General features: G+C 72.5%; 21 protein-coding genes. 11 read left to right on the top strand and 10 right to left on the bottom strand.

Annotated features, from left to right (window positions below; all coding sequences use genetic code 11):
- Positions 1–9: 9 nt before the first annotated feature.
- Entirely contained in the window at positions 10–918 is a 909-nt protein-coding gene (locus tag BCL65_RS05730) for an NAD(P)-dependent oxidoreductase (RefSeq protein ID WP_106266068.1), read from the bottom strand.
- 96 nt (positions 919–1,014) lie between these two features.
- Here BCL65_RS05730 and BCL65_RS05725 point away from each other — a divergent pair, with 96 nt between their 5' ends.
- Positions 1,015–1,362, top strand: coding sequence for a winged helix-turn-helix transcriptional regulator (locus tag BCL65_RS05725; protein WP_106266067.1), 348 nt, complete (start codon positions 1,015–1,017; stop codon positions 1,360–1,362).
- Positions 1,363–1,371: 9 nt separating this feature from the next.
- On the opposite strand, the gene BCL65_RS05720 is transcribed toward BCL65_RS05725, so the two are convergent.
- The 6 genes from BCL65_RS05720 to BCL65_RS05695 all read right to left on the bottom strand — a co-directional run bounded on the left by BCL65_RS05720 (position 1,372) and on the right by BCL65_RS05695 (position 10,084).
- Positions 1,372–2,367: a TIGR03557 family F420-dependent LLM class oxidoreductase gene (locus BCL65_RS05720; protein WP_106266065.1), complete on the bottom strand. Its 996-nt coding sequence runs from the start codon at positions 2,365–2,367 to the stop codon at positions 1,372–1,374.
- Positions 2,368–2,442: 75 nt separating this feature from the next.
- Positions 2,443–3,855, bottom strand: a complete 1,413-nt coding sequence (locus tag BCL65_RS05715; RefSeq protein WP_106266063.1) for a glutamate decarboxylase — start codon at positions 3,853–3,855, stop codon at positions 2,443–2,445.
- 19 nt (positions 3,856–3,874) lie between these two features.
- Positions 3,875–4,681 (bottom strand): bestrophin-like domain, encoded by an 807-nt coding sequence (locus BCL65_RS05710; RefSeq protein ID WP_106266062.1) that lies wholly within the window; start codon positions 4,679–4,681, stop codon positions 3,875–3,877.
- Positions 4,682–5,028: 347 nt separating this feature from the next.
- Complete coding sequence (locus BCL65_RS05705; RefSeq protein WP_106266060.1) at positions 5,029–6,708, bottom strand: DNA repair helicase XPB; 1,680 nt, start codon at positions 6,706–6,708, stop codon at positions 5,029–5,031.
- Positions 6,709–6,783: 75 nt separating this feature from the next.
- Positions 6,784–9,105, bottom strand: a complete 2,322-nt coding sequence (locus BCL65_RS05700) for a helicase-associated domain-containing protein (RefSeq protein ID WP_106266059.1) — start codon at positions 9,103–9,105, stop codon at positions 6,784–6,786.
- 61 nt (positions 9,106–9,166) lie between these two features.
- Positions 9,167–10,084, bottom strand: a complete 918-nt coding sequence (locus BCL65_RS05695; RefSeq protein ID WP_165799952.1) for an NAD-dependent epimerase/dehydratase family protein — start codon at positions 10,082–10,084, stop codon at positions 9,167–9,169.
- Positions 10,085–10,199: 115 nt separating this feature from the next.
- Between BCL65_RS05695 and BCL65_RS05690 the strand changes: the two genes are divergently transcribed.
- The 5 genes from BCL65_RS05690 (at position 10,200) to BCL65_RS05670 (ending at position 17,035) form a co-directional block, all read left to right on the top strand.
- Positions 10,200–10,928 carry a TetR-like C-terminal domain-containing protein gene (locus tag BCL65_RS05690; RefSeq protein ID WP_243400825.1) on the top strand — a complete coding sequence of 243 codons (729 nt, stop codon included), beginning with the start codon at positions 10,200–10,202 and terminating at the stop codon, positions 10,926–10,928.
- A 159-nt stretch (positions 10,929–11,087) separates the two neighbouring features.
- The gene (locus BCL65_RS05685; protein WP_243400824.1) at positions 11,088–12,590 is read left to right on the top strand and encodes a sugar transferase; all 1,503 of its coding nucleotides are present in this window, start codon (positions 11,088–11,090) and stop codon (positions 12,588–12,590) included.
- A gap of 113 nt (positions 12,591–12,703) precedes the next feature.
- A complete protein-coding gene (locus BCL65_RS05680) occupies positions 12,704–13,087 on the top strand; it encodes a cold-shock protein (RefSeq protein WP_106266444.1) in 384 nt (127 codons plus the stop codon).
- Between the two features lie 13 nt (positions 13,088–13,100).
- Positions 13,101–13,967: a DUF3027 domain-containing protein gene (locus BCL65_RS05675; protein WP_106266053.1), complete on the top strand. Its 867-nt coding sequence runs from the start codon at positions 13,101–13,103 to the stop codon at positions 13,965–13,967.
- Positions 13,964–17,035: a sacsin N-terminal ATP-binding-like domain-containing protein gene (locus tag BCL65_RS05670; RefSeq protein WP_106266052.1), complete on the top strand. Its 3,072-nt coding sequence runs from the start codon at positions 13,964–13,966 to the stop codon at positions 17,033–17,035. Before BCL65_RS05675 ends, BCL65_RS05670 begins: the two co-directional genes overlap by 4 nt.
- 131 nt (positions 17,036–17,166) lie before the next feature.
- Here the strand turns inward: BCL65_RS05670 and BCL65_RS05665 are convergent, their stop codons facing one another.
- Positions 17,167–17,787 (bottom strand): TetR/AcrR family transcriptional regulator, encoded by a 621-nt coding sequence (locus BCL65_RS05665; protein WP_106266050.1) that lies wholly within the window; start codon positions 17,785–17,787, stop codon positions 17,167–17,169.
- A gap of 141 nt (positions 17,788–17,928) precedes the next feature.
- Here BCL65_RS05665 and BCL65_RS05660 point away from each other — a divergent pair, with 141 nt between their 5' ends.
- Positions 17,929–18,708, top strand: a complete 780-nt coding sequence (locus tag BCL65_RS05660; protein WP_106266049.1) for an SDR family NAD(P)-dependent oxidoreductase — start codon at positions 17,929–17,931, stop codon at positions 18,706–18,708.
- The gene (locus BCL65_RS05655; protein WP_106266047.1) at positions 18,705–19,160 is read left to right on the top strand and encodes a nitroreductase/quinone reductase family protein; all 456 of its coding nucleotides are present in this window, start codon (positions 18,705–18,707) and stop codon (positions 19,158–19,160) included. The genes BCL65_RS05660 and BCL65_RS05655 overlap by 4 nt, the downstream gene beginning before the upstream one ends.
- Here BCL65_RS05655 and BCL65_RS05650 read toward each other — a convergent pair.
- Complete coding sequence (locus tag BCL65_RS05650; protein WP_106266045.1) at positions 19,157–19,408, bottom strand: DUF2530 domain-containing protein; 252 nt, start codon at positions 19,406–19,408, stop codon at positions 19,157–19,159. The genes BCL65_RS05655 and BCL65_RS05650 overlap by 4 nt on opposite strands.
- A 106-nt stretch (positions 19,409–19,514) precedes the next feature.
- On the opposite strand from BCL65_RS05650, the gene tagD reads away from it, so the two are divergent.
- Positions 19,515–19,907 (top strand): glycerol-3-phosphate cytidylyltransferase, encoded by a 393-nt coding sequence (gene tagD, locus BCL65_RS05645; protein WP_106266044.1) that lies wholly within the window; start codon positions 19,515–19,517, stop codon positions 19,905–19,907.
- A gap of 6 nt (positions 19,908–19,913) precedes the next feature.
- On the opposite strand, the gene BCL65_RS05640 is transcribed toward tagD, so the two are convergent.
- Positions 19,914–20,699, bottom strand: a complete 786-nt coding sequence (locus BCL65_RS05640) for a class I SAM-dependent methyltransferase (protein WP_165799951.1) — start codon at positions 20,697–20,699, stop codon at positions 19,914–19,916.
- A gap of 85 nt (positions 20,700–20,784) precedes the next feature.
- Here BCL65_RS05640 and BCL65_RS05635 point away from each other — a divergent pair, with 85 nt between their 5' ends.
- Positions 20,785–22,242 carry an NCS2 family permease gene (locus BCL65_RS05635; protein WP_106266041.1) on the top strand — a complete coding sequence of 486 codons (1,458 nt, stop codon included), beginning with the start codon at positions 20,785–20,787 and terminating at the stop codon, positions 22,240–22,242.
- A 265-nt stretch (positions 22,243–22,507) separates the two neighbouring features.
- The gene (locus BCL65_RS05630) at positions 22,508–24,289 is read left to right on the top strand and encodes a glycosyltransferase family protein (protein ID WP_243400823.1); all 1,782 of its coding nucleotides are present in this window, start codon (positions 22,508–22,510) and stop codon (positions 24,287–24,289) included.

Genomic DNA, 24,289 nt, shown 5'->3' with positions numbered 1-24,289 from the left:
CTGCCCTGGCTACGCCGCCGGCGTGCGGACCGTCCCGCGCAGCACGTCCACCACGCGGGACCAGGAGTCGCCGCCGTGCCCGGCCGCCACCGCGTCGTGGGCGAGCCGGCGCATGAGCACCGGCAGCGAGGGGTCGACGCCGGTCGCCTCGCTGGTGGCGACCATGTGCTCCAGCGCGGCCAGCTCCATGGCGATGGTGTCCTCGTGGCCCGGGTGCCGCCCGGCGTCGACGTCCGCCGCGAGCCCGTCCACCGTGTCCGGCAGCAACGCCAGCACGTCGCGGGCGTAGGCGGCGAACGTCGTGGCGTCGATCCCCTCGCGGGCGGCCATCGCGGCCCCGTGCAGGAACGCCGTCATGCCGGCGAAGTAGACCTCGAGCATGGCGGTGTCCAGCAGGGACGCGTGCCCGGGGTCCTCGCCGACGTGGTCGGTGCGGCCGGCCAACCGTTCGAGGACGTCGCGGTGCCGCTCGACGAGCGCAGGGTCGCCCGCGTAGAGGATCTGGGCCTCGGGCGTGCCGACCAGCGGGACGGGCACCATGATCGATCCGACCAGCACCGTCAGGCCGCGGGCGACCGCCCAGGCGTGCGTGGCGCGCGCCTCGTCGGGTGTCGCCGAGGCGAGGATCACGACGGTCCGTCCGCGCAGCGTCTCGTGCGGCACCGTGGCCAGGACGGAGCGCGTCGTCGCGTGGTCGCGCAGGCAGCTGATCACCAGGTCGGCCGAGGCCACGGCGTCAGACAGGTCGGAGGCGGACACGGCGCCCTCGGCGGCGAGGTCCGTCGCCCGCGAGCGCGTCCGGTTCCAGACGACGGGCGGCGGCCCGGCGGCCAGCAGGGCTCGCGCGAGCGCGCTCCCCATGGGGCCGAGGCCGACGACGGCGGTGGTGCTCGCGGGTGTTGCCCGCTCGGTGGTCATACAGTGAGTCTGAGCGCAACCGCCCCAGGGGTGAAGTACCTACTTTGAAGTACGTACCCACCTCGAGGTGCGTGTCCACCGGCGAGAGGAAGCGGCATGGCAGAGTTCCTGTGCGGGCTCGACGCGGCGGTCGCCGTCGTCGGCGGCAAGTGGAAGCCGTTGATCCTGTGGGCGCTGTCGGTGCGGCCGCGGCGTACCGGTGAGCTGCGTCGCGAGCTGACCGGGGTCTCCGAGAAGGTCTTGGTCCAGCAGCTCCGTGAGCTGGAGCGTGACGGCGTGGTACGCCGCGAGGTGCACGATCAGGTGCCGCCCAAGGTCGTCTACAGCCTCACGGACGACGGCGTCGCGCTGGACCGGGCGCTGCGCCCGCTCGGGGACTGGGGCGAGGAACGGATGGTCGAGATCAACTCGGTGCGTCAGGGCGGAGCGGTCGCTCCGCCCTGACGCGGTCGGTCAGTCCGTGGCCTCGGGCGCGGCCGCACGGAGCTTCTCGAGCAGCGGCCCGGCGGCCGTGCCGAGGAACTCCTCCTGCTTGGCATCGCCGATCTGGTGCAGCGCCAGGTCGGTGTACCCGGCCTCCCAGAAGGCCGACGCCGCCTCGACGATCGCGTCGAGGTCCGGCCCGCAGGGGATCGACTCCGCGACGTCCTCCGGCCGCACGAACGCGCTGGCGTGGTCGAACGCCTCCGTGGTGGGCAGGTTGGCGTTCACGGGCCAGCCCAGGCCGAACCAGCGGAACTGCTCGTGGGCCCGCTGCACGGCCGCATCGGGGTCCGGGTCCCAGGAGATCGGCATCTGCGCGACCTTCCGCGAGGCCGGCAGGTCCGCGTCCGCGCGCGCGGAGTCCCACTGGTGCAGCAGGCCCTGCTTCGGCTCGGTCGAGATCAGGTGGTCCGCGAGAGTGGCGAAGGTCCCCACCGACTGCTCGCCGGAGACGGCGACACCGATCTCCACGGGGTCGTCCGGCAGGTCCCACAGCCGCGCCGAGTCCACCTGGAAGTGGTCGCCGCGGAAGCTGAGCAGGTTGCCCTCGAACAGCGCCGCGATGATCTGGACCGCCTCGGAGAGCATCTCGTGGCGTTCGTCGACGGCCGGCCAGCCGGCGCCCACGACGTGCTCGTTGAGGTTCTCGCCCGCGCCGAGGCCCAGCGTGAAGCGTCCCTCGGACAGCAGACCCACGGTGGCGGCCTTCTGGGCGACGACGGCGGGGTGGTAGCGCAGCGTCGGGCATGTCACGTACGACATGAGCCCGACCCGCTGCGTCGCCTGGGAGACGGCCCCCAGCACGCTCCACGCGTACGGGGAGTGGCCCTGGGTGTCGAGCCAGGGGAAGTAGTGGTCGCTCATCACCTCGAACTCGAAGCCGGCGTCCTCAGCCCGGACCGCGTAGTCGACGAGGCTCCGCGGACCGGACTGCTCGGTCATCAGGGTGTATCCGAATCTGGTCACCCGACCACCGTGCGGCGGATGTGCGGTGCCCGCACGCGGGGCCCCTCGCGGTGGTGCCGCACGACCCCGTGGACGTCAGGACCGGCGCCGCTGCCCGGTGCGCTCCTTCTGGTGCGCCGCCATGAGGGCGGGCGCCGTCCACACGTCGGGCGCCGGTCGCTTGCGTGCCCCGGGCTTCTCCTGCGCCAGGTGGGTGCAGGCGTCCTCCAGGTCGCGCAGCAGCATGTCGACCATCTGCCGGCTCAGGTCGATCCGCACCACGATGCGCAGCAGGTGCACGTCCTCGGCGTCGGGCGGGAGGCTGTACGCCGGGACGATCCACCCGTGCTCCCGCAGCCGCGCGGACAGGTGGTAGACGTCGAACCCGGGGTCGTCCCGGAGCCGGAACGTCACCACCGGCTCGCTCAGCCCCGGGTTGAGGATCTCGAACCAGGGCCCCGCGGCCAGCTCGTCGTTGAGGTGCCGTGCGTTGGCGAGCATCGTCGCCACGATCTCCTGGTACCCGGAGCGCCCGAGCCGCAGGAAGTTGTACAGCTGCGCCTGGATCATCGCCGATCCTCGCGAGAAGTTGAACGTGAACGTGGGCTGCGCGCCGCCGAGGTAGTTCACGCTGAACACGAGGTCCTGGGGAAGCTTGGTCCGGTCGCGGAACACCAGCCAGCCCACGCCCGGGTAGACCAGTCCGTACTTGTGCCCCGAGGCGTTGATCGACGCCACCTGCTCGAGCCGGAAGTCGAACTTCAGGTCGGGCTCAGCGAACGGCGCGACGAACGCGCCGCTGGCGCCGTCGACGTGGATCGGGACGTCCCACCCCTGCTGCTCCTTGATCTGCACCAGCCGGTCGTTGATCTCCTCGATCGGGTCCGACTCGCCGATGTGGGTGGTGCCGAGGACGACCCCGACGGCGATCGTGTTCTCGTCGACCTGCTCGGCCACCTCGTCGGCGCTGATGACGTACCGGTCCGGCTTCATCGGGATCTTGCGCATCTCGACGTCGAAGTAGTTGGCGAACTTGTCCCACACCACGTGGGTCTCGGCCCCGTAGACCACGTTCGGCCGGTCCGTCGGCAGACCCTCGGCACGACGACGGTCGCGCCAGCTGCGCTTGTGCGCCAGCAGCCCCAGCATGATCGCCTCGGAGGAGCCGATGGTGCCGACGCCCACGACCTCGGCCGGGTCCGGCGCGTTGAACAGGTCGCCGAGCATGTGCACGCAGGCCTCCTCCATCAGCGACGACGCCGGGTACTCCTCGTGGTCGATGTGGTTCTTGCGCAGGGAGCCCAGGATGAGGCGCTCCGCCTCGGGTTCCATCCACGTCGTCACGAACGAGGCCAGGTTCAGCGTCTCGCGGCCGTCGAGCATCAGGCCGGTGTGCAGCAGCTCGTAGGCCGTCCCCGCCGCCATCCCCGACGCCGGGAACTCGAACGGGTCGAGATGCTCGCGGAACGCAGCCGTGCCGTGGATCGGGCCGTGGGGGTCGTCGCTCATCGGAGTCTCCTTGGTTCGGTCAGCTGTCGGTCTCGGTACCGCAGGGCAGTGCCGCCAGGTCGGGGGCCGTGGCTTCCATGGAGTCCGTCGTCTGCTCGATCAAGGTGGGGGACAGCCGTCCCGCTCCGGGGCTGAACGGCGTGCTCAGCGCGATGACGATCAGCAGCATCACCAGCGTGAACACCGCCGACACCGCGACCAGGACAGCCTGTGGGACCGAGCGCGCCGGGAGGGTCACGATGAACAGCAGCACGAGGATGAGCGCTCCGCCGAAGATGAGCAGCACCCACAGCAACGGAGGCGTCTGGATCTCGGCCGCGACGAGACGGGTCTCGCGGGCCGTGGAGATGTTGCCGAGCTGGGCCAGGAGGTTCGTCGCTGTCGCCGGCTGGAACGTCCCGCCGGTGGGTTCGGTCGACTCGCCCAGCGTCACGAACAGGTCGCTGTAGGCGGCGTCCACCACGGGCGACGACCCGCCGTCCTGCAGCGCGGGCCAGTCGTACTCGGGGACGGCCCGCGCGTAGCAGATCAAGGAGTGCTGGATGGCGGCCTGGCTGTCCGGGAACAGCTGCGCCTCGTCGAAGGCGGTCCCGATGGACGTCGCCTCGTCCCCGATCGCGTTGCGTGCGGCGGAGAACTCACCGAAGAGGAAGACGATCGAGAAACCGAGGACGATGCCGTAGGCCGTCGCCACGTACGAGAGCGTCGCGGTCCACGGGCCGGTGTCGAACGCGACCCCACGCACCAGGCGCCGGGTCAGGAGGCACAGCCCGAACGCGACGGCCGCCGTCGCAAGCAGGATCGCCGCCGTCGACCAGACCGTCATGATCCGCCGCCCGACGTCGCGGGGCGCAGCACGACGGCGCCGACCTCGACGTGACCGCTGCCCTCAGCGGGGCGCTGCTCCTGGATCGACATCGACGGCCTCCGTGCAGCGGCAACCCTGGACGCACCGCGCGCCACCGGCGCGACGACGCACGTGCCACGCTACGCGCCCGCACGGAGCGTGGCGCGAGGGGCGATGGTCTTCACCCGCTGCCGCACGTGCCGGGCGGGTGCCTCGTGCCTCGGCCCCCACCCTCTACTGCACGACGTCCAGGTCCTCGGGTCCGATGGTCGGGCCTGGCCGTCGTTCCGTGCCGGGCGGGTGCCTCGTGCCTCGGCCCCCACCCTCTACTGCACGACGTCCAGGTCCTCGGCGTCGACGATGCGGTAGGCGTACCCCTGCTCCGCCAGGAACCGCTGGCGGTGCGCCGCGAAGTCCTGGTCCACGGTGTCGCGGGCGACGACGGCGTAGAAGTGTGCCGTGCGGCCGTCCTGCTTCGGCCGCATCACCCGTCCGAGCCGCTGCGCCTCCTCCTGACGGGACCCGAACGACCCCGAGACCTGGATCGCCACGGACGCCTCGGGCAGGTCGATGGAGAAGTTGGCGACCTTGGAGACCACCAGCCGGGAGATCTCGCCCGACCGGAACGCGCCGAACAGCTTCTGGCGCTCGCGGACCGTCGTCGCACCGGTGATGAGGGGTGCGTCGAGGTGCGCAGCGAGCTCCTCGAGCTGGTCGATGTACTGCCCGATGACGAGCACCTGGTCGTCCGGGTGCTGCGCGACGAGCTGCTCGACCACGCGGTTCTTGCCCGGGGCGCATGCCGCGAGCCGGTACTTGTCCTCCGGCTCGGCGGTCGCGTAGACCATCCGCTCGTGCTGGGGCAGGGTCAGGCGGACCTCGACGCAGTCGGCCGGCGCGATGTAGCCCTGCGCCTCGATGTCCTTCCACGGGGCGTCGTACCGCTTGGGCCCGATGAGGGAGAACACCTCGTCCTCGCGGCCGTCCTCGCGCACGAGCGTGGCGGTGAGGCCCAGCCGGCGGCGGGCCTGCAGCTCCGCCGTCATGCGGAAGATCGGTGCGGGCAGCAGGTGCACCTCGTCGTACACGACGAGCCCCCAGTCGCGGGCGTCGAGCAGCTCGAGGTGGGTGTACACGCCCTTCCGCTTGGTGGTGAGCACCTGGTAGGTCGCGATGGTGACGGGGCGGATCTCCTTGCGGGAGCCCGAGTACTCGCCGATCTCGTCCTCGGTGAGCGAGGTACGGCGGATCAGCTCGTCGCGCCACTGCCGCGCGCTGACGGTGTTGGTCACCAGGATCAGGGTGGTGGTCCCGGACTTCGCCATGGCGCCCGCGCCGACGATGGTCTTGCCGGCGCCGCACGGCAGCACCACGACGCCGGAGCCGCCGTGCCAGAACCCGTCGACGGCCTGCGCCTGGTACGGCCGCGGCTCCCACGCGGCGGCGTCCTCGCCCGGGTAGACGGGCTTGGTCGTGGGGGACAGCGTGATGGCGTGCTTCTCGCCGTCGACGTACCCGGCGAGGTCCTCGGCCGGCCAGCCGAGCTTGACCAGCGCCTGCTTGAGGTTGCCGCGCTGGGAGGGGTGCACCGCCACGGTGGTGTCGTCGATGCGTTCGCCCACGAGCCCGGCGCTGCGCTTGGACTTGAGCACCTCGGCGAGCACGGCGGCGTCGGTGGACTCCAGCACGAGCCCGTGCACGGGGTGGGAGGCCAGGGTGAGGCGCCCGTAGCGGCCCATCGTCTCGGCGACGTCCACCAGCAGCGCGTGGGGCACGGGGTAGCGCGAGTACGCCATGAGGGTGTCGACGACCTGCTCGGCGTCGTGGCCGGCGGCGCGCGCGTTCCACAGTCCGAGGTTGGTCAGCCGGTAGGTGTGCACGTGCTCCGGGGCGCGCTCCAGCTCCGCGAACGGCGCGATGGCGCGGCGTGCGTCGCCGGACTGCGGGTGGTCGACCTCCAGCAGGATCGACTTGTCGCTCTGGACGATGAGGGGGCCGTCGGGCATGCGGGTCCTTCCGGTAAGAGTGTCCAGGGTGGCAACGCCGCGGGGTCCGCGCCTGTTCCGCGGGCGGCCGCCGCGTCAGTCGAGCGGCTCCACGGAGGCGATACGGTGGACGGCGACGGTGAGCTCGGCCTCGCGGACCGGGTCCAGCGCGCGCAGGCGCCCGCCCTCGAGCCGCATCGGCTTGAGCTCCCGCCGCACGAGGGTGCCGGAGCCGCCCACCATCTCGACCAGGACGGTGCGTCCGTCGCGCAGCGCGTCGTGCAGCAGCGCCAGGGCGTCGCCCGGCTCGCTGGTGCCGGGCCCGACGACGGTACCCGCCAGGGGCGGCCCGTCGCGGTCCGCAGCGCTCGCCCGGTCCGGGGTGCCGCCGTCGGGCACGGTGCTCGGCTCTGCGGCCCCGAGGGGTGCGCCGGTGCCCGTGCCCGGCCCGTCGCTGCCGGGCGTGGCCCGGCGCAGGCGGGCGACGACGGCGGCGCGGGCGTCCGCGGAGGTGTCGCGGACGGGTGTGGCGGGTCGGCGCGACCAGGCGGCGCGGTCGAGCCGCACGGTGCGACGGACGTGGCCGAGCGGCCGACCGTCGGGGCCCTCCAGACCCGAGAGGAGGCCGTGCCGGCGCAGGGTGTCGTGCAGCTCGGCCGCGGGGACGGAGGAGGCCAGCACGGTCGGTGCGAGCGGCAGCAGGCCGAGTCCGGCGAGCCGCGGGTCCTCGGCCAGCCCGGCGAGGGCCGTCGGGTCGGCGGCGCGCACGTAGGACGTGGCCGACCCGACCCGTACCGCCTCGTGCCGGCGGGCGGTGTCCTTGACCAGGTACTCCAGGGGCTGGGGGACGGGCACGGGGGAGCGGCCGGCGAGCTCGGCGAGCAGCTCCTCGCCGGTGCGGCCGTGGTCGAGGGCGCGCGTGACCGAGCCGGTGGAGAAGCGGACGGTGGTGGCGGCGCCGCGCGACTCGATGTCGGCCGACTGGTCCAGCAGGCGCGACAGCCCCGGGGAGGGACGGCCGGGCACGATGCCGGTGAGGTCGCCCTGCAGGAGCACCTCGTCCACCTCGGCGGGGAGCACCTGCCGCAGCGCGGCCGCGATCGTCGCCCGGGTACCGTCGCCCGCGGCGACCAGGTGCCCCGGGGAGGACAGCGCGCCCGCACCGGTCACCCCGAGCAGGGCCGCCTCGCGCAGCAGCCCGACCAGCGCCGCCTCCGACGGCACGGCCCGCGGGGAGCGCCACCGCAGGACCGTCATCACCTCGTCCGGCCCGAGCGCCGTGCCCGGCTGGGCCGCCAGCACGTCGAGCACCGCCGCGCGCAGCCTGACCACCCACGGCCGGTGCAGGTCGGGGGACAGCGGCGCGCGCAGCGTCCCCTTCTCGTCGCGCGAGCCCACCTGCCACGGGGTGCGACGCGACGCCGTCCAGGCCGCCACGAGCTCCGCCCACCGGTCGGCGTCGTCGGCCTGCTCCCACGTGTCGGCGCGGACGGTCGGCACGTACGACGCCGGCGCCTCGCCGTCGTCGGCGACGAGCCCGGCGCTCGCGGCGAGCTCCACGACGAACGCCGCCGTGGGCTCGTCGGTGTCGAGCAGCAGGGCGGTGCGGCGGACGTCGCGCACGCCGAGGCCGCCGGCGCGCAGCACCGACGGCGGGGCGTCGTCCCAGGAGGTGATGAGCCGGGCCACCTGGCGCACGATCTCCAGCGCGGCGGTCGCGGCCTCGGCGTCGGCGCCCGCGGTCGGCACGGTGCGGCCCTCGGGGCGGGGCGGGTCCAGGTCGGGCGTGCGGTGGGTGCGTCCCGCGCGCAGGGAGAGACCGACGTCGCGCGGGAGCAGCACGTGCCGGGCGTCGGAGCGGATCAGCAGCCCGGCCTCGACCAGGGCGTCGACGGCGCGACGTGGTCCGGTGCCGGGTGCCGGCACGACGCCCACGGGCGGGCCCCACGCCAGCGCGTCCAGGATGGGCTGCGCGCCGGGCGGGAGCTCTGCCGGTGCGGGCGGCTCGCCCTCGCGCACGGGCCCGAGGCCCGCCGGGTACGGGCCGAGCACGTCCTCCAGGCCGGGCGTGGGGCGCACCCCGTCCGCGTCGTCCCACACCAGCGCGGCCCTGCGGGCATCGTCCAGCACGTGCCCGACGGCGGCGCCCGCCTCGGGCGCGCCGATCGCGGCCGCGACCTGCTCGGGCCGGGCCGGGGTGCCGTCGTCGGACAGCGCGAGCAGCGACTCGAGGACCTGCAGCGTGCCCGCGTCGAGGTGGCTCAGGGCGCGGTCGAGGCTGGTCCGGCTCGCGGCGCGGGCGGCGAGCGAGCGGAGGGTGGAAGGGGCGGGGGTGCCGAGGTCTGGCCGGGCGGCGAGCAGCTCGAGCAGCTCGTCGTCCGAGCGGTTGCGCACCCATTCGGTGAAGCTGCCGGCCATCTGCACGATGCTACGCCGGGTCCCTGGGCGCGCCGCGACCGGAACGGGCCGAGCGAGCGGGTCAGACCTCCGCGGTCCCGCGGCAGACCTCCTCCCACGGTGTCGGGGCGATCCCGAACCGTTCCTGCGCCGCCCGGGAGTCCAGCACGTAGGGCGCCTCCCACTGGTAGCTGAGCTGGCGCAGCTCGCGCAGCATCGGCGAGACGGCCGCGGCGGCGGCCCACGCGGGGCCGCGCAACGAGGAGACGGGCACCGGGGGCCGTCCGACGGTGGCGAGGACGTCGGTCAGCGCCTGCCGCTGGGTGACGGGCGGGTTGCTGGGTACGTGCCAGGTGCGGCCGTGGGCCTCGGGGTCCTCGGCGGCGGCGACCAGGGTGCGGGCGACGTCGCGGACGTCGGTAAAGGTGTGCGGCAGGTCGGTGCGGCCCATCATGTGGGCCCGCCGGCCGCGCAGGGCAGCCGGGACCACGCGGGAGATGTGGCCGTTCTGCCCGACGCCGGGGCCCATGTAGTCGGAGCCGCGCACCTCGACGGCGCGGAGCCGGCCGGCCTCGTGGGCGGCGCGGGCCTCGGCCCACATCCGGGCGCGCAGCCGGCCCTTGTGGTCGGTCGCGGCGTCGGGGAGGTCCTCGGTCAGGGGGCCGTCGACGGGGCCGTACGGGTACAGGTTGCCGGTGATGGCGTAGACGGCACCGGTGCGCTCGGCGGCCGCCAGGAGCGACGCGGCCAGCGGCGGCCACACGGCGTCCCACTGCGTGTAGTCGGTGGGGTTGGCGCAGTTGTAGAGGACGGCGGCGTGCTCGGCCGCGCGGGCGAGGGCGTCGGGGTCGGCGGCGTCGAGCGTGAGGTGCTCCACGCCGTCGATCCCGGTGCTGCGCCCCGAGCGGGTCGCGACCGTGACGTGCGAGCCACGGGCGGCGAGCAGGGCGGCGACCTGCCGGCCCACGGGGCCGGCGCCGACGACGAGATGACGATCCATGATCAGTGCTCCTTGTAGTGAACAGTGCTCTCATTTCGAGTATGCGCTGCGCTCGAGCGCAAAGCAAGAGCACTGCTCACGGAAGAGAGCGGCGATCCGTGCGAGGATGCGAGACGTGACCAGCCCACCCGCCAGCACGCCGCGCACGGCCCGAGCGCTCGCCCGCGAGGCCATCACCCACGAGATCCTCGCGGCCGCCCGTGCCCGTCTCGCGGAGGACGGCCCGGCGGCCCTCTCGCTGCGCGCCGTCGCCCGGGACGTCGGCATGGTGTCCTCGGCCGTCTACCGCTACGTCGAGAACCGCGACGCTCTGCTCACCGCGCTCATCGTCGAGTGCTACGACGAGCTCGGCGCCGCCGTCGAGGACGCCGAGGCGGCCGTCGCCGACCGCGCCGACGTCACCTCGCGCTGGCTGGCCGCGTGCCGCGCCGTGCGCACGTGGTCCGTGACGCACCCCGGCGAGTTCCGGCTGCTCTACGGCACCCCCGTGCCTGGGTACGCCGCCCCGCCGGACACGATCGACCCGGCGACCCGCCTCGTCCTGGTCCTGGTCGCCGTGGTGGCCGACGCGCACGACGACGGCGCCGTCCCCCCGCTGAGCCCGACGGCGCAGGGCGACCTCACCGAGCTCGTGGCGGGCGCTCGCGACTTCGTGGCCGCGCGCGGCCTGATCGAGGACGCGCCGCCCGAGCTGGTGGTGCGCACCCTCATGGCCTGGACCACCGTGCTGGGCACCGTCTCGTTCGAGATGTTCGGTCACCTGGCCAACACGGTGAGCGATCCGGAGGCGTGGTTCGACGTCGTCGCCCTGCGGCTGGCCGCGGACCTCGGCATCGGCCTGTAGCCGCCGTCATCACCCGGGTGAAATTGCGCTTGACCGGGGAAAACGCTGCCCCTCGGCAGGGGGTGAAACACGGGGTGAAAGGCCCCCGAAAAGGCACCACAACGGGATTCCGCACTCCTAGAGTCATGACAGAACAAGTCATCTCGAGGAGCAACCACCGTGTCCATCACCGACGTCCAGCAGCGAACGCGCAGAGCGCTCGCCGGTGTGCGTGCTGCACGGCTCCGGGAGGTGCGGGCGGCGTTCCGCGCCGGGAGCTGGCAGTCGGCGTACCGGCGTCGGCTGATGCTGACCGACGCCGTGCTGGTGGCGCTGGCGACGTTCCTCGCGGTCCTGGCCAACAACCTCGACGGCGCCTGGCCGCCGGCGCAGGGGTTCCGGGGCGACCAGCTCGTCTTCATCGTGGTCGTCACCGCGGTGTGGCCGGTGTCGATCGCGCTGAGCCGCGGGTACGACGTGCGGCTCTTCGCGTCGGGCCCGCAGGAGTTCGAGCGGATCTTCAACGCCACGCTCCGCTTCTTCGCCGTCCTGGCGCTCGGCGGGTTCCTCCTGTCGTGGCCGGGGCTGCGCACCTACCTGCTCGTCGCCTTCCCGCTGGGTCTGGTCTTCCTGCTGCTGGGCCGCTGGCAGTGGCGTGGCTGGCTGCGCCGCCGTCGCGCCCGGGGGGAGTCGACGACGTCGGTCCTCGCCGTCGGTCTGCGCGACCAGACCGAGCGACTCATCCGTGAGCTGAACGAGCGCCCGTCGGGGTACCGGGTGGTCGGGGTGTGCACCCCGCCCAGCGAGGCGCGACCGGGCGAGGAGGTGCTCGGGGTGCCGGTGCTGGCCGACCTCGACGGGTCGGCGACGATCGCGGCGCAGGTGGGCGCGGACTGCGTGGCCGTGGCCGGCTCGGACCGGATGACCGCCGAGGCGGTGCGTCGCCTGGGCTGGGAGCTCGAACCGGTGGGTGTGGACCTCATGCTCATGGCGGAGCTGGCCGACGTCGCCGGCCCGCGGATCACCGTGACCCCCGAGCAGTCCGTCTCCCTGCTGCACGTGGACGCCCCGCGGTTCCAGGGCCCCAAGTACGTGGCCAAGACGATCATGGACTGGATCGGGGCGGCCCTCATCACGCTGCTCGTCCTGCCCGTGCTGGTGGCCGTCGCCGTGGCCGTGGCGACGACCAGCCGCGGGCCGGTCTTCTACAGCCAGGACCGCGTGGGCCGCGGCGGCCAGACGTTCCGGATGCTGAAGTTCCGCACCATGCGCGTCGGCGCGGACCGTGAGGACGAGGTCCTGGCGTCGGATCACGACGGGGCGGGCGTGCTCTTCAAGCGCAAGGACGACCCGCGCATCACCCCCGCCGGGCGCATGCTGCGCCGCTACTCCCTGGACGAGCTGCCGCAGCTCTTCAACGTGCTGGTCGGCCAGATGTCGCTCGTGGGGCCGCGCCCGCCGCTGCCGCAGGAGGTCTCGCGCTACGAGGCGCGCATGCGCCGTCGGCTGCTGGTCAAGCCCGGCATCACCGGCCTGTGGCAGGTGGGTGGGCGCTCCGACCTCCCGTGGGAGGAGACCGTGCGCCTGGACGTGTACTACGCGGAGAACTGGACCCCGTTCGGCGACCTGCTGATCCTGGCCCGGACGGCCAAGGTCGTGCTGGGTGCCAAGGGCGCCTACTGACGATCTCGAGAGGTCCTGCGACGGACCGTCGCTCAAGTTCCCGGTACTCTGGGACACTGCTTCGGCCGTCTGGCCGGGCAGCTGTGAAGAACGACGAGCACGAAGAGGTCCAGGTGCCTACCGGCAAGGTCAAGTGGTACGACGCAGAGCGTGGATTCGGCTTCATCGCCAACGACGACGGCGGTGAGGTGTTCCTGCACGCCTCCGCGCTGCCCGACGACGCGCAGAGCCCCAAGCCCGGCACGCGGGTGGACTTCGGCGTGGCGGACGGGCGACGTGGCCCCTCCGCCCTGTCCGTGACGCTGCTGGACCCGCAGCCGTCGGTGGTCAAGGCCAAGCGTCGGCCGCCGTCGGAGCTGGCGGGCATCGTGGAGGACCTCATCCGGGTGCTCGACCGCACGGGCGACCAGCTCAAGCGCGGCAAGTACCCGGAGGGCGAGGCCGGCAAGCGGGTCGCCACGATGCTCCGTGCCGTCGCCGACAACCTCGATTCCTGAGAGCGAGACGATCATGGCAACCGCCGACGCGCCCGTGCGGGCTCGCCGCGTGAGCTCGCGGGCCAAGAACGACGCCGTCCTGCTGGGCGCCGTCGAGCTGGCGCGCGCCGCGGCGCTGGACGTCGCCTCCTCACCGGACGACGTCGGTGAGCACCTCGGCACGTCTGCCGAGGGCGAGCGGCTCATGTCGCACCGCTTCGCGGCGGGCATGAAGGGCTACCGCGGCTGGCACTGGACGGTGACGCTGGCCCGCGTGCCGCGCGGCCGCGTCGCCACGGTGTGCGAGGTGGAGCTGCTGCCGGGTGACGAGGCGATCCTCGCCCCGGAGTGGGTGCCGTGGTCGGAGCGGCTGCGGCCGGGGGACGTGCGGCCGGGGGACACCCTCCCCTTCCGTGCGGACGACCCCCGCCTGGAGCCGGGCTGGACGCCGACGGGGGACGAGGAGCTCGACGAGGTCGCGATCGACGAGCTCGCCCTGGCTCGCCAGCGGGTGCTCTCCCCGCAGGGCCGGGACGAGGCGGCGGAGCGCTGGTACCGCGGCTCGCGCGGCCCGACGGCGCCGGGTGCGGTCGCGTCGGCGAAGGAGTGCACCTCCTGCGGGTTCCTCGTGCCGTTGCAGGGTGCTCTGGGCCAGCTGTTCGGGGTGTGCGCCAACGAGTGGTCGCCGGACGACGGCAAGGTGGTCTCGCTGGACCACGGCTGCGGTGCGCACTCGGAGACGGACGTGAGCCGCCGCGGCAGCGACTGGCCGGCACCGGCGCCGTTGATCGACGAGTCGTCGATCGAGCGGGTCGAGGTTCCGGGCGCCGCGTCCGCGCCGGGCGAGCCGTCGTCGGACCAGGGGGCGCAGGACGTGACGGAAGGTACCGGGATCGCGTGACGGAAGACGTCTTCGGGACCGCCGCGCTGCGGCACGCGGTCGCGGAGGCGTGGCTCGGGTCCGCCACCCGCTTCCGTGAGGACGCGAACTCGGAGGAGGACCACGCCCGCGGCCACTACCGCGATCGTGTCGTCGTCGAGCTGCTGCAGAACGCGGCCGACGCCGCGGCTCGTGCTGGTGCGCGGGGCCACGCCCTCGTCCGCCTCGACCTCGCCGAGCGCCGCCTCGTGGTGGCCAACACCGGTGCTGCCCTGGATGCCGACGGCGTGGCGTCGCTCGCCTCGCTGCGCGCCTCGGCGAAGTCCGGCGCAGGCCTGGTGGGCCGCTTCGGTGTGGGGTTCGCCGCGGTGCGCTCGGTGTCGGACGACGTCACGGTGCGCTCGCGCTCGGGCGGGGTGCGCTTCTCGGCGGCGGCGACGTCCGAGGTCCTCGCGAAGCTGACCGCGGAGGATCGCCCGGGTGCGGAGCGGCTCGCGGCGGACTTCGCGGACCGGGGGCACGACCTGCCGGTGCTGCGCCTGCCGGTGGAGGCGCCCGCGCTGCCCGCCGACGCCGAGCACGACACGGTGGTCGAGGTGGCGCTGCGCGACGACGCGGCGGTGGCGTCGGTGCGCGCCCAGCTCGCCGACGTCGATGACGTCCTGCTCCTCGCGTTCCCCGCCTTCGACGCCGTCACCGTGAGCGTTGTGGGCGCGAATTCTGTTGACGCAGATCAGGACACACGGCGCATTTCGGGCCAGAGTTCGCGCCCACAACGGACGGCGACGGGGCGGTTCGAGGAGGCCGAGGTCGCCGACCTGCCGCGCGAGCACCGGCGCCTCGACTGGTCGCTCACCTGGGCGCTCCTGCCCGACGGCGGCACACCGGACGCGCCGCGGCGTCGCGTGCTGCACGCACCCACCCCCACGGACGTCGGTCTGGACCTCCCGGCGGTGCTGCTGGCCACGTTCCCCGTGGATGCCGGGCGGCGCCACGTGCTGCCCTGCGCGGCGACGGAACGGCTCGCCGCGGCGGCCGGCCGGGAGTACGCGGCCCTGCTGGGCGACCTCGCCGGCGATCCGGCCGGCGCTCCCGGGACGGACGGCGCGGCCGGCGTGCTCGGCCTCGTGCCGACGGGGCTGCCGGCGTCCGAGCTCGACGCGGCGATCCGCTCGGCGGCGGTCGACGCGCTGCGCACCACGCCCCTCCTGGACGGCGGCGTCGCGCCGGTCGACGCCCTGGTGATCACCGGCGCGCCCGGTGAGGACCCCGAGCTCGTCGCGGCCCTGGCCCCCGTGCTGCCGGGCATCGTCGCGGTGCCCACGGGGCACCAGGCGGTGGTGCGGTCGCTGGGTGCCACGGTCGCCTCGCTCGCCGACCTCGTCGACGACCTGCCCGCCGGTCTGTCGCCCGCCCGGTGGCACGCCCTGCTCACCGCGCTCGAGCCGCACGCCGCGGAGCCGGGGGTGCTCGAGGCCCTCGCCGGGACGCGCATCCCGCTCGCCGACGGCCGTGTCGCCGGCGTCCGGGGCGCCGTCGTCCTGCCCGAGTCCGCGGACGACGGCGACGAGGCCTCCCTCGCGGCGACGGCGCGGGCCCTCGGTCTGCGCGTGGTGCACCCGGACGCCGCGCACCCGCTGCTGCTGCGGGCCGGCGCCGTGGCGACCGACCCCCGCCGGTTGCTCCACGACCCGGAGGTGCGGGACGTCTCCCTGGCCGCGGCCGAGGCCGTGCTCGAGGGCGGCACCGACGACGGTGCGTTGGAGCTGGTGAGCCACGCGCTCGCGCTCGTGCGGCTGGCCGGCGGCACCGACGTGCCGTTCTGGACCGGCGAGCTGCCCGTGCCGACCGTCGACGGCGAGACGGTGTCGCTGCGCGAGACCGTGCTGCCGGGCACGTGGGCGGCCGAGCTGTTCACGGGCCTGGCGCCCATCGCGCCCGAGTTCGTGGCCCGGTACAGCGCCCCGGTGCTCGCCGCGGCCGGCGCGCGGACGGAGCCCGCCGTCTACACGGTGCGGGACGTCGTCACCCCGGAGGCCGACGGCTCCGACGGCTCGGGGCTCGAGGGCCCGGACGCCGGGAGCGACGCCGACCAGGACCCCGACGACCCCTCCGGCTGGCTCGCCGGCTGGTCGGACTACCTGCGGATGCTGGCCGGCCGGTGCGGTGCCGGCGTCGCCGTGGGTGACCTCGTGGCCGTCGCCGACCTCGACGCCGTCGGTGACGAGGCCTGGCCGAGCGTCCTGTCCCGGCTCTCCTCCGACCCGGACGCCCGCCACGCCCTGCTGGCACCGGTGCGCACCGGCCGCGCCTCCGCGCCGTCGTACACCGCGTGGTGGCTGCGGGAACGCTTCGGGGCGCCCTTCGCGCTGCACGACGGCGTCCCCCTCCTGCCGCCGGCGCCTCGCGACCTGGCCGGGCTCGACGTCGCGACCCGGCGTGCGCTCGGCGGCGTGGAGGCGCTGACGGACCTCGACGCCGCCGACTGGCCCGCCGCGCTCGACCGGCTGCCCGCCGTCGGTGCGAGCCTGCCGCTGCGCGACGCCCTCGTGGTGTGGCGGGGCCTGGCGCGGCTCTCGGCGCGGCTCGACCCGTCCGACCGGTCGTCCGCGCTGGACCCGTTGCCCGACCGGCTGCCCGCGCTCGATGGGAGCGACGTCGTCGTGCAGCGGGCCGACGACGTCGAGGTGGCCGGGACCGCGCGCTGGGCCGCGCTCGGGGCGGTCCTGCCCGCGCCGGCCGCCGACGCCGAGGCGCTGGCCGACCTGCTCGACCTGCCGCTGGCGGGGGAGGACGGGCTGCCCGCCCCGGACATGCCCGGCACCGAGCGGGAGCTGGACCCGCGTCTGGCCGTCCTGGACCACCGCATGCCGACGTCCTGGTTCGAGCACGAGCGGCTCTCCGTGGCCGGGCGGCCCGTGCCGTGGTGGGTCGACGCGACCGGGCGGGTGCACGCGACGTCGGCGGCGGGGCTCGCCGCGGGCATCGCGGACGTGCTGGGACGCCCGGACCGCACGGTGCTGCTGGGTGCGGTGCTCGCGGACCCGGAGCGCGCGGTGGCGCTCTGGGTGACGACCGCCTGGGGGTAGCCCCGCGCCCCGACCAACCGCCTCGTGGACTGCAGGTGTTTCCTGCATCGAACTGCTTCCCATGGCGGGAAACGGCGCATTCTACGAAACGTCGCGCAGGCAAAGGGTGGCCACCCTCTTCGGCGCCGTGGTCACCTCGCGGCGTAGCGCGCGGCGGTGGTGCGGACGGCCTCGTCGACCACCTCGGCGACGCGTTCGGCGCTCACCTCCCAGCCTGGCACCAGGAGTGCCGGCCAGAAGACGTAGTTGGAGATCATGCCCAGGAACTGGGTGGCGGCCAGATCGGCGTCATGGACCTGCACCGTTCCGGCCTCGTGCTCTGCCAGCAGGTAGCTCCGTACGGACTCGAAGTAGGGCATCTTGCCCTGCGAGAACTGCGCCTGGGCGAGCTCGGGGAAGCGCGGCAGCTCGGCGATGACGATCCGGAAGAGGTCGGTCATCTGCGGGCGGCTCAGCAGCGCGGCGTACCGGCGACCGATGGTGGTGAGGCCGTCGACGACGTCGCCCGCCGGCGGGGGCGCCTCCTCGGTCGCGGTCGACCAGGACTCGGTGACGATGGCGTCGAACAGCGCGGCCTTGGTCCGGAACTGCTTGAACAAGGTGGCCCGGGAGACGCCTGATCGCTCCGCGATCCGCGCCAGCGACGTCCGGTCGTAGCCCAGCTCGAGGAAGAGGTCGGTCGCGGCCCGCACGATCAGTGCGCGCTTCTCCTGGGCGACGCGCTGGTGGTACTCCGACAGAACGCTGCTCATGGTCGCAGCCTATGAGGTGAGTGGCTTGACTCACCTCCAGCTTGGATCTAGTGTCGCGATGGTGGTGAGTCGGTCGGCTCACCACCGGCCGCGGCCGACCCTGTGAACCCGGTCGGTCGCCCACCGAGGGAGGAACGTCTGATGGGCCGCTTCGACAAGCAGACCGTGCTCGTGACCGGCGGGGCCGGCGGTCAGGGATCGAGCCATGTCCGCGCCTTCCACGCGGAGGGGGCGAACGTGGTGATCGGAGGCATCGACGCCGAACGTGGCGCCGCTCTCGCCGACGAGCTCGGAACCCGCGCGCGCTTCACCCGCCTCGACGTCAGGGACGAAAGCTCGTGGTCTGCAGCCGTGGAGGATGCCGAGAGCGCCTTCGGCGCCCTGAACGTGCTCGTGAACAATGCCGGCGTCCAGAACCCACCGGCACTGATCGAGCACACGGACCAAGCGACGTGGGCGCGCATCCTCGACGTCAACGTCAGCGGGACCTTCCTCGGGATCAAGGCCGCCGCTCCCGCTCTGCGCCGCGCGGCAGGTGGAGCCATCGTCAACATCGCCTCGACCATGGCCCTGGGCGGCACGGCCCACTACGCCCCCTACGTCGCCAGCAAGTGGGCGGTGCGAGGGCTCACGCGGACGGCGGCACTCGAGCTCGGCCGCGACAACATCCGTGTGAACAGCATCCACCCCGGCGTGATCGCGACCCCGTTCATCCGTGAACCAGCAGCCGGCGCCACCGCAGCGATCGCCGACTTCTACTCACCCGAGCCGTTCGCGATCCCCCGGCTCGGGGAGCCGGCCGACGTCACCCGGCTCCTCCTGTTCCTCACGTCATCGGACGCGTCGTTCGTCACGGGCTCGGAGTACGTCGTCGACGGCGGGCTTCTGCTCGGCCCCGCCCTCCAGGAAGAGGCCGCATGAGTACTCCAGGCTCGACGTCCTTGTCCCACCTGCCCGACCACATCCGACGGGCCATCGAGATCACGCCCGCCGCGGGCACCAGTGAACGGGTCATCGACATCACGACGCGGGGACGCCGGACCGGCCGAGCGCGCCGGATCGAGATCTTCTTCTACCGAGCCGCGGGCGCCACCTACCTGTGCAGCGGCGCCGGCGGGGCTGCGACCGACTGGCACGCGAACCTGCTCGCCGACCCGCGCTTCACCTTCCACCTCAAGCACGGGCTCCGTGCAGATCTGCCCGCGCGGGCCACGCCGGTCACCGACCCGGCTGAACGTCAGTCCGTGCTGGCGGAGATCGTCGCGGACCTCAACCAGCTCCACGACCCCGGCACCATCCGGCCCACCCGACTCGAGGACTGGGCGCAGAGCCGGCTGATGCGCATCAGCTTGCTGGGCCAGGCCTCGAGCTAGTTCGTGGGGTCGTCGCGGTGCCGGCGTGCCCACAGCAGCCCGATACCGCCGAGGGCGATGCCGGCGAGGCAGACCGCCACGGCACCACCCGTCGGCTGGCCGGCCAGGGCGAGGATGCTCAGGACGACGAGCGCGACCGACCAGACGATGATCCCCAGCAGGATGACGCGCCGCAGGTCGACGCGCTCCGGCGGCGGCGTGGGGCGTCGGCGCTCCGGGTGGAGCAGCAGGGACATCACGGTGGGCACGGGTCGATCGTACGTCGGCGGGGTGCCCCGGGCCTGGCGGCCCGCGGCGTAGTATGAACGACTGGCTAACGCGGCGCTGCGCGACGGTTACGACGAGGGACGAGGCATGAAGCGAGTCATCACCTACGGCACCTACGACCTGCTGCACTACGGGCACATCGAGCTGCTCCGCCGTGCACGCGCTCTGGGTGACTACCTGATCGTCGCGCTGTCCACCGACGAGTTCAACGAGGGCAAGGGCAAGAAGTCCTACTTCTCGTTCGAGGAGCGCCGCCGCATGCTCGAGGCGATCCGGCACGTGGACCTGGTGATCCCCGAGAACACGTGGGAGCAGAAGTCCGAGGACATCAAGCTGTACCACGTGGACACGTTCGTCATCGGTGACGACTGGACCGGGAAGTTCGACGAGCTCAAGGAGCACTGCGAGGTCGTGTACCTCGAGCGGACGCCGGAGATCTCGACCACACAGATCAAGGCTGGCCTGGCCTCGAAGGCCTGAGCCTGTTCACTCGACGCGGAGGACCTCCGTGTTGAGCCCTAGCTGCCGGTCTCGCCGGAGCCGGGGCTGCTCGGACAACCAGTGGTCGACCATGTCGCGCTCGTCGCGCCGCGACGTGTCGTCGACGACGACGACGGCGCCTTCCGCCAGGTGTCCGGCAAACGTTGGGACAGCGGGATAGCGGGCGAGAGGACCAGTGTTTCCGGGCGGTCCGTCGACCAGCAGCAGGCCGATCTCATCGAGGCCAGCGGTGTCGACGTCGTACCAGGAGAACTCGCCGCGCTCCGTCTGTGTTGGGACCAGCGGTGCATGTCGGAGGTCGACCACGTCTGCCACGGCGTGGGCCTCGAGCTGCGCCTGGGTGACTGCGAGGAACTCCTCCGAGTGCTCGAAGGTGACGAGGCGACCACCTGTCTCCTGCAACGCACGGGCGAGCCACACGGTGGAGGTGCCAGATCCGCACTCCACCACCAGTCCGGTGCGCTGCCGCGCAATGTGCTCGACCATCCACAGCAGTGCACTCGGTTCCATCGCCCAGCCGCCGACCGCAGGCAAGGCCGCACGCGGTGGAAAGCGGGCGAGAAATTCTTGGATGGCTTGGAAATCGGCGGGCATCTCCCGCGTCTGCCGGTTCACGATGGTGAGCACGCGCTGCATCTGGCGAACTCGCTTACTCACATCGCCCACGACTGCCGTCAGCTCGGCGACCTCGGCACGTAGCGCGGCGACGTCAGCCCACGGCACGTCATCCAGCGGTGTCGGTGAGGCGTCGGTCTCGTTCTGGTCAGTCATCGGACCTCCTTGTCTGGACGAACCTACACAAAGCGTGAAGGATCCTCTCCTGAGAACCTTCACAACTCTGGCAACATAGGTGCCCATGGCCAACCAGACCAGCGCGCCCGTCCAGGGGTCCAGCGCGATCGACCGGTTCTTCAAGATCACCGAGCGTGGCTCGACCGTCGGCAGGGAGGTCCGGGGCGGCCTCGTGACGTTCTTCGCGATGAGCTACATCATCGTGCTGAACCCGCTGATCATCGGCACCGTCCCGGACGGCACGGGAGCGTTCCTCGGCGGGGGAGACGCGCCGAACCTGGGGATGGTCGCGGCGGCGACGGCGCTGGTCGCCGGTGTGGTGACGATCGCGATGGGTGTGTTCGCCAACTTCCCCCTCGCCCTGGCGGCGGGTCTCGGCCTGAACGCCGTGGTGGCCTACTCGATCGCGAGCCTGCCGGACGTCACGTGGGCCGACGCGATGGGCCTGGTGGTCATCGAGGGCGTGATCATCCTGGTCCTGGTGCTCACCGGGTTCCGCGAGGCGGTGTTCAACGCGGTGCCGCTCGAGCTCAAGACGGCGATCAGCGTGGGCATCGGCCTGTTCATCGCGCTGATCGGGTTCGTCAACGCGGGCTTCGTGGTGCCGGGCGAGGGCACGCCGCTCGCACTGGGCTACCTCGGCACCTGGCCGATCCTCGTCTTCGTCGTCGGGCTCCTGCTGGTCATCATCCTGTTCGTCCGCAAGGTGCGCGGTGCGATGTTCATCGCCATCGCCACGGCGACGGTGCTCGCCGTCATCCTCGAGAACACGCTGAACATCGGGGCCAAGCAGCCTGACGGCTCCAACCCGAACGGCTTCAACCTCAACGCCCCCACCTACGACGGCGTGGCGACGGTCCCCGACTTCGGCCTCCTCGGGCAGTTCTCCCTGCTCGGCTCGTTCGAGTCGATCGCCTTCGTCACCGTGATCCTGCTGGTGTTCTCGCTGCTCATCGCCGACTTCTTCGACACGATGGGGACGATGGTTGCGGTCGGTTCGGAGGCGGGCCTGCTCGACGCCAAGGGCAACCCGCCCAAGACCCGCGCGATCCTGGTGGTCGACTCCCTGGCCGCCGTCGCCGGTGGCGTGGGCTCGGTGTCCTCCAACACGGCCTACGTCGAGTCGACGTCGGGCGTGGGCGACGGCGCCCGCACCGGCCTGGCCTCCGTGGTGACGGGTCTGGCGTTCCTCGCCGCGACGTTCCTGTCCCCGCTCGTGGGCCTCGTGCCGTACGAGGCGGCGGCCCCGGCACTCGTGTTCGTGGGCTACCTGATGATGATGCAGGTGGCCTCGATCTCCTGGAAGAACGTCGAGATCGCCATCCCGGCGTTCCTCACGATCGTGGTCATGCCGTTCACCTACTCGATCGCGGACGGCATCGGCGCGGGCTTCATCGCGTTCGTCGTCATCAAGCTCGCGCTGGGCAAGATCCGCCAGATCCACTGGCTCATGTGGGTGGCCGCGGCGATGTTCGTCGTCTACTTCCTGCTGGAGCCGCTGGAGTCGTTGATCGGCGGCTGAACCGTGGGCGGGGCGTGCCGAGACTGCGAGGTACGCCCCGTTTGCGGGTGAAATACGCACCGGATCGTTGCCAAGTTGTGGCCAAGACGGTTCATTTCTCCGGGCGTTGCCGTTACGATTTCCCGGGCCAACGATCAGCAGGACTATGGGGAGATCTATGCGCGTGGCAGTTCGCCGACGTCTGCACACCGCACGTGCAGCGTTCTGGCACCTCCGCCACGGGGGACCTGCCCAGGTCCGTCAGTTCATCCGCCGGCGACGCATGATGGGCGTCCAGTCCGCGGCCGGCGCTCGGACCACCCGGGACGGTCTGATCTACGAGCCGTGGGCGGCTCCCCGGCGCGACCCCGCGCGGTCGCTGCGGGTCGGCGTGATCCTCGACGACTTCTCCCGCCTGGCGTTCGGCTACGAGTGGGAGCAGGTGCTCCTCAAGCCGACTTCCTGGTCGGAGCAGCTCGACGGACTAGACCTCGTGTTCGTCGAGTCCGCCTGGAACGGCAACGGCGGGGCGTGGCAGTACCACCTCACGGGGCCGACAGCGCCACGCCCGGCCGTGGTGGAGATGCTCGCCGCGTGCCGCGAGCGAGGGATCCCCACGGTCTTCTGGAACAAGGAGGACCCGGCCCACTTCGAAGACTTTCTCGAGACGGCGTCGCTCTTCGACCGGGTGTACACCACGGACGTCAACCGGATCGAGGCCTACCGCGAGGTGCTGGGCCACGATCGCGTGGACGTGCTGGCCTTCGGTGCGCAGCCCGCGATCCACAACCCGATGCGCACCCACGGTGCCGGCCCGGAACGCGACATCGCTTTCGCGGGCACGTGGTTCGCCCACAAGTACCCGGAACGTCGCGAGCAGATGGAGCTGCTGCTCGGCGGCGCTCTCGACGTCTCGGGGCGTATGGAGCACGGGCTGGAGATCTACTCCCGGTTCCAGGGCAAGGGTGACCAGTACGAGTTCCCCCAGCCGTTCGCGTCCCGGGTGGTGGGATCGCTCCCGTACGAGCAGATGCTCGCCGCCTACCGCGACTACAAGGTGTTCCTCAACGTGAACTCGGTGGTGGACTCCCCGAGCATGTGCGCCCGGCGGATCTTCGAGATCACCGCCTGCGGCACCCCGGTGGTGACCACTCCGAGTGCCGCTACCGCCGAGTTCTTCCCCGGCGACGAGGTGTTCGCCGTCAGCACCCGTGACGAGTCTGCGAGCACCGCCCGCGCCCTGGTCCGCTCCCGCGAGCTGCGCGACCGCGCGGTCCACCTGGGCCAGCGCCGCATCTGGCGTGAGCACACCTACGGCACACGCGCGCAGCGCATGCTGCACGACGTCGGCCTGGCACAGTCCTCGGTGGTGCCGCGACCGCGCGTGACCGCGCTCGTCTCGACGAACCGCCCGCACCAGCTCGACCACGTGCTGGCGTCCGTCGGCTCTCAGACCGGAGTGGATGTGCAGCTCGCGCTGCTCGCCCACGGCTTCGAGCTGCCGAGCGAGGCGGAGCTGCGGCTGCAGGCCAAGAAGGCCGGCGTCGAGGATCTGGTCCTCCTGCATGCCGATGCCGAGGTGCCGCTGGGCGCTTGCCTGAACCGCCTGGTCGACGCCGCAGACGGTGACGTGGTCGCCAAGATGGACGACGACGACGTGTATGGGCCGCAGTACCTGAGCGACCAGCTCTATGCCATGGATTACTCGGGCGCCGAGGTGGTGGGCAAGCAGGCCCACTACATGTACCTCGAGGCGCACGACGCGACGCTGCTCCGGTTCTCGGAGCGTGAGCATCGGTTGACCGACTTCGTCATGGGCCCGACCATCGTGGCGCGGCGTGATGTCGCGGCTGCGGTGCGGTTCGCCGAGACGAGGACGGGCGAAGACACCGGGTTCCTGCAGGGGGCAGGGGAGTCGGGAGTGCGGATCTACTCCGCCGACCGCTTCAACTTCGTCCAGATGCGTGCTGGCTCCGGCCGGCATACCTGGACGGTATCCGATGCCGAGCTGCTGGCGAGCGGTGAGGTCACCTTCTATGGACATGCCGAGCGGCACGTCCTCATCTGA

Origin of the sequence: Isoptericola halotolerans (assembly GCF_003003075.1) — a bacterium.
In the GTDB taxonomy this organism is placed as follows: Bacteria; Actinomycetota; Actinomycetes; order Actinomycetales; family Cellulomonadaceae; genus Isoptericola; species Isoptericola halotolerans_A.
The sequence above is the reverse complement of the archived record's forward strand: the minus strand, read 5'-3'. Positions and strand labels throughout refer to the sequence as shown.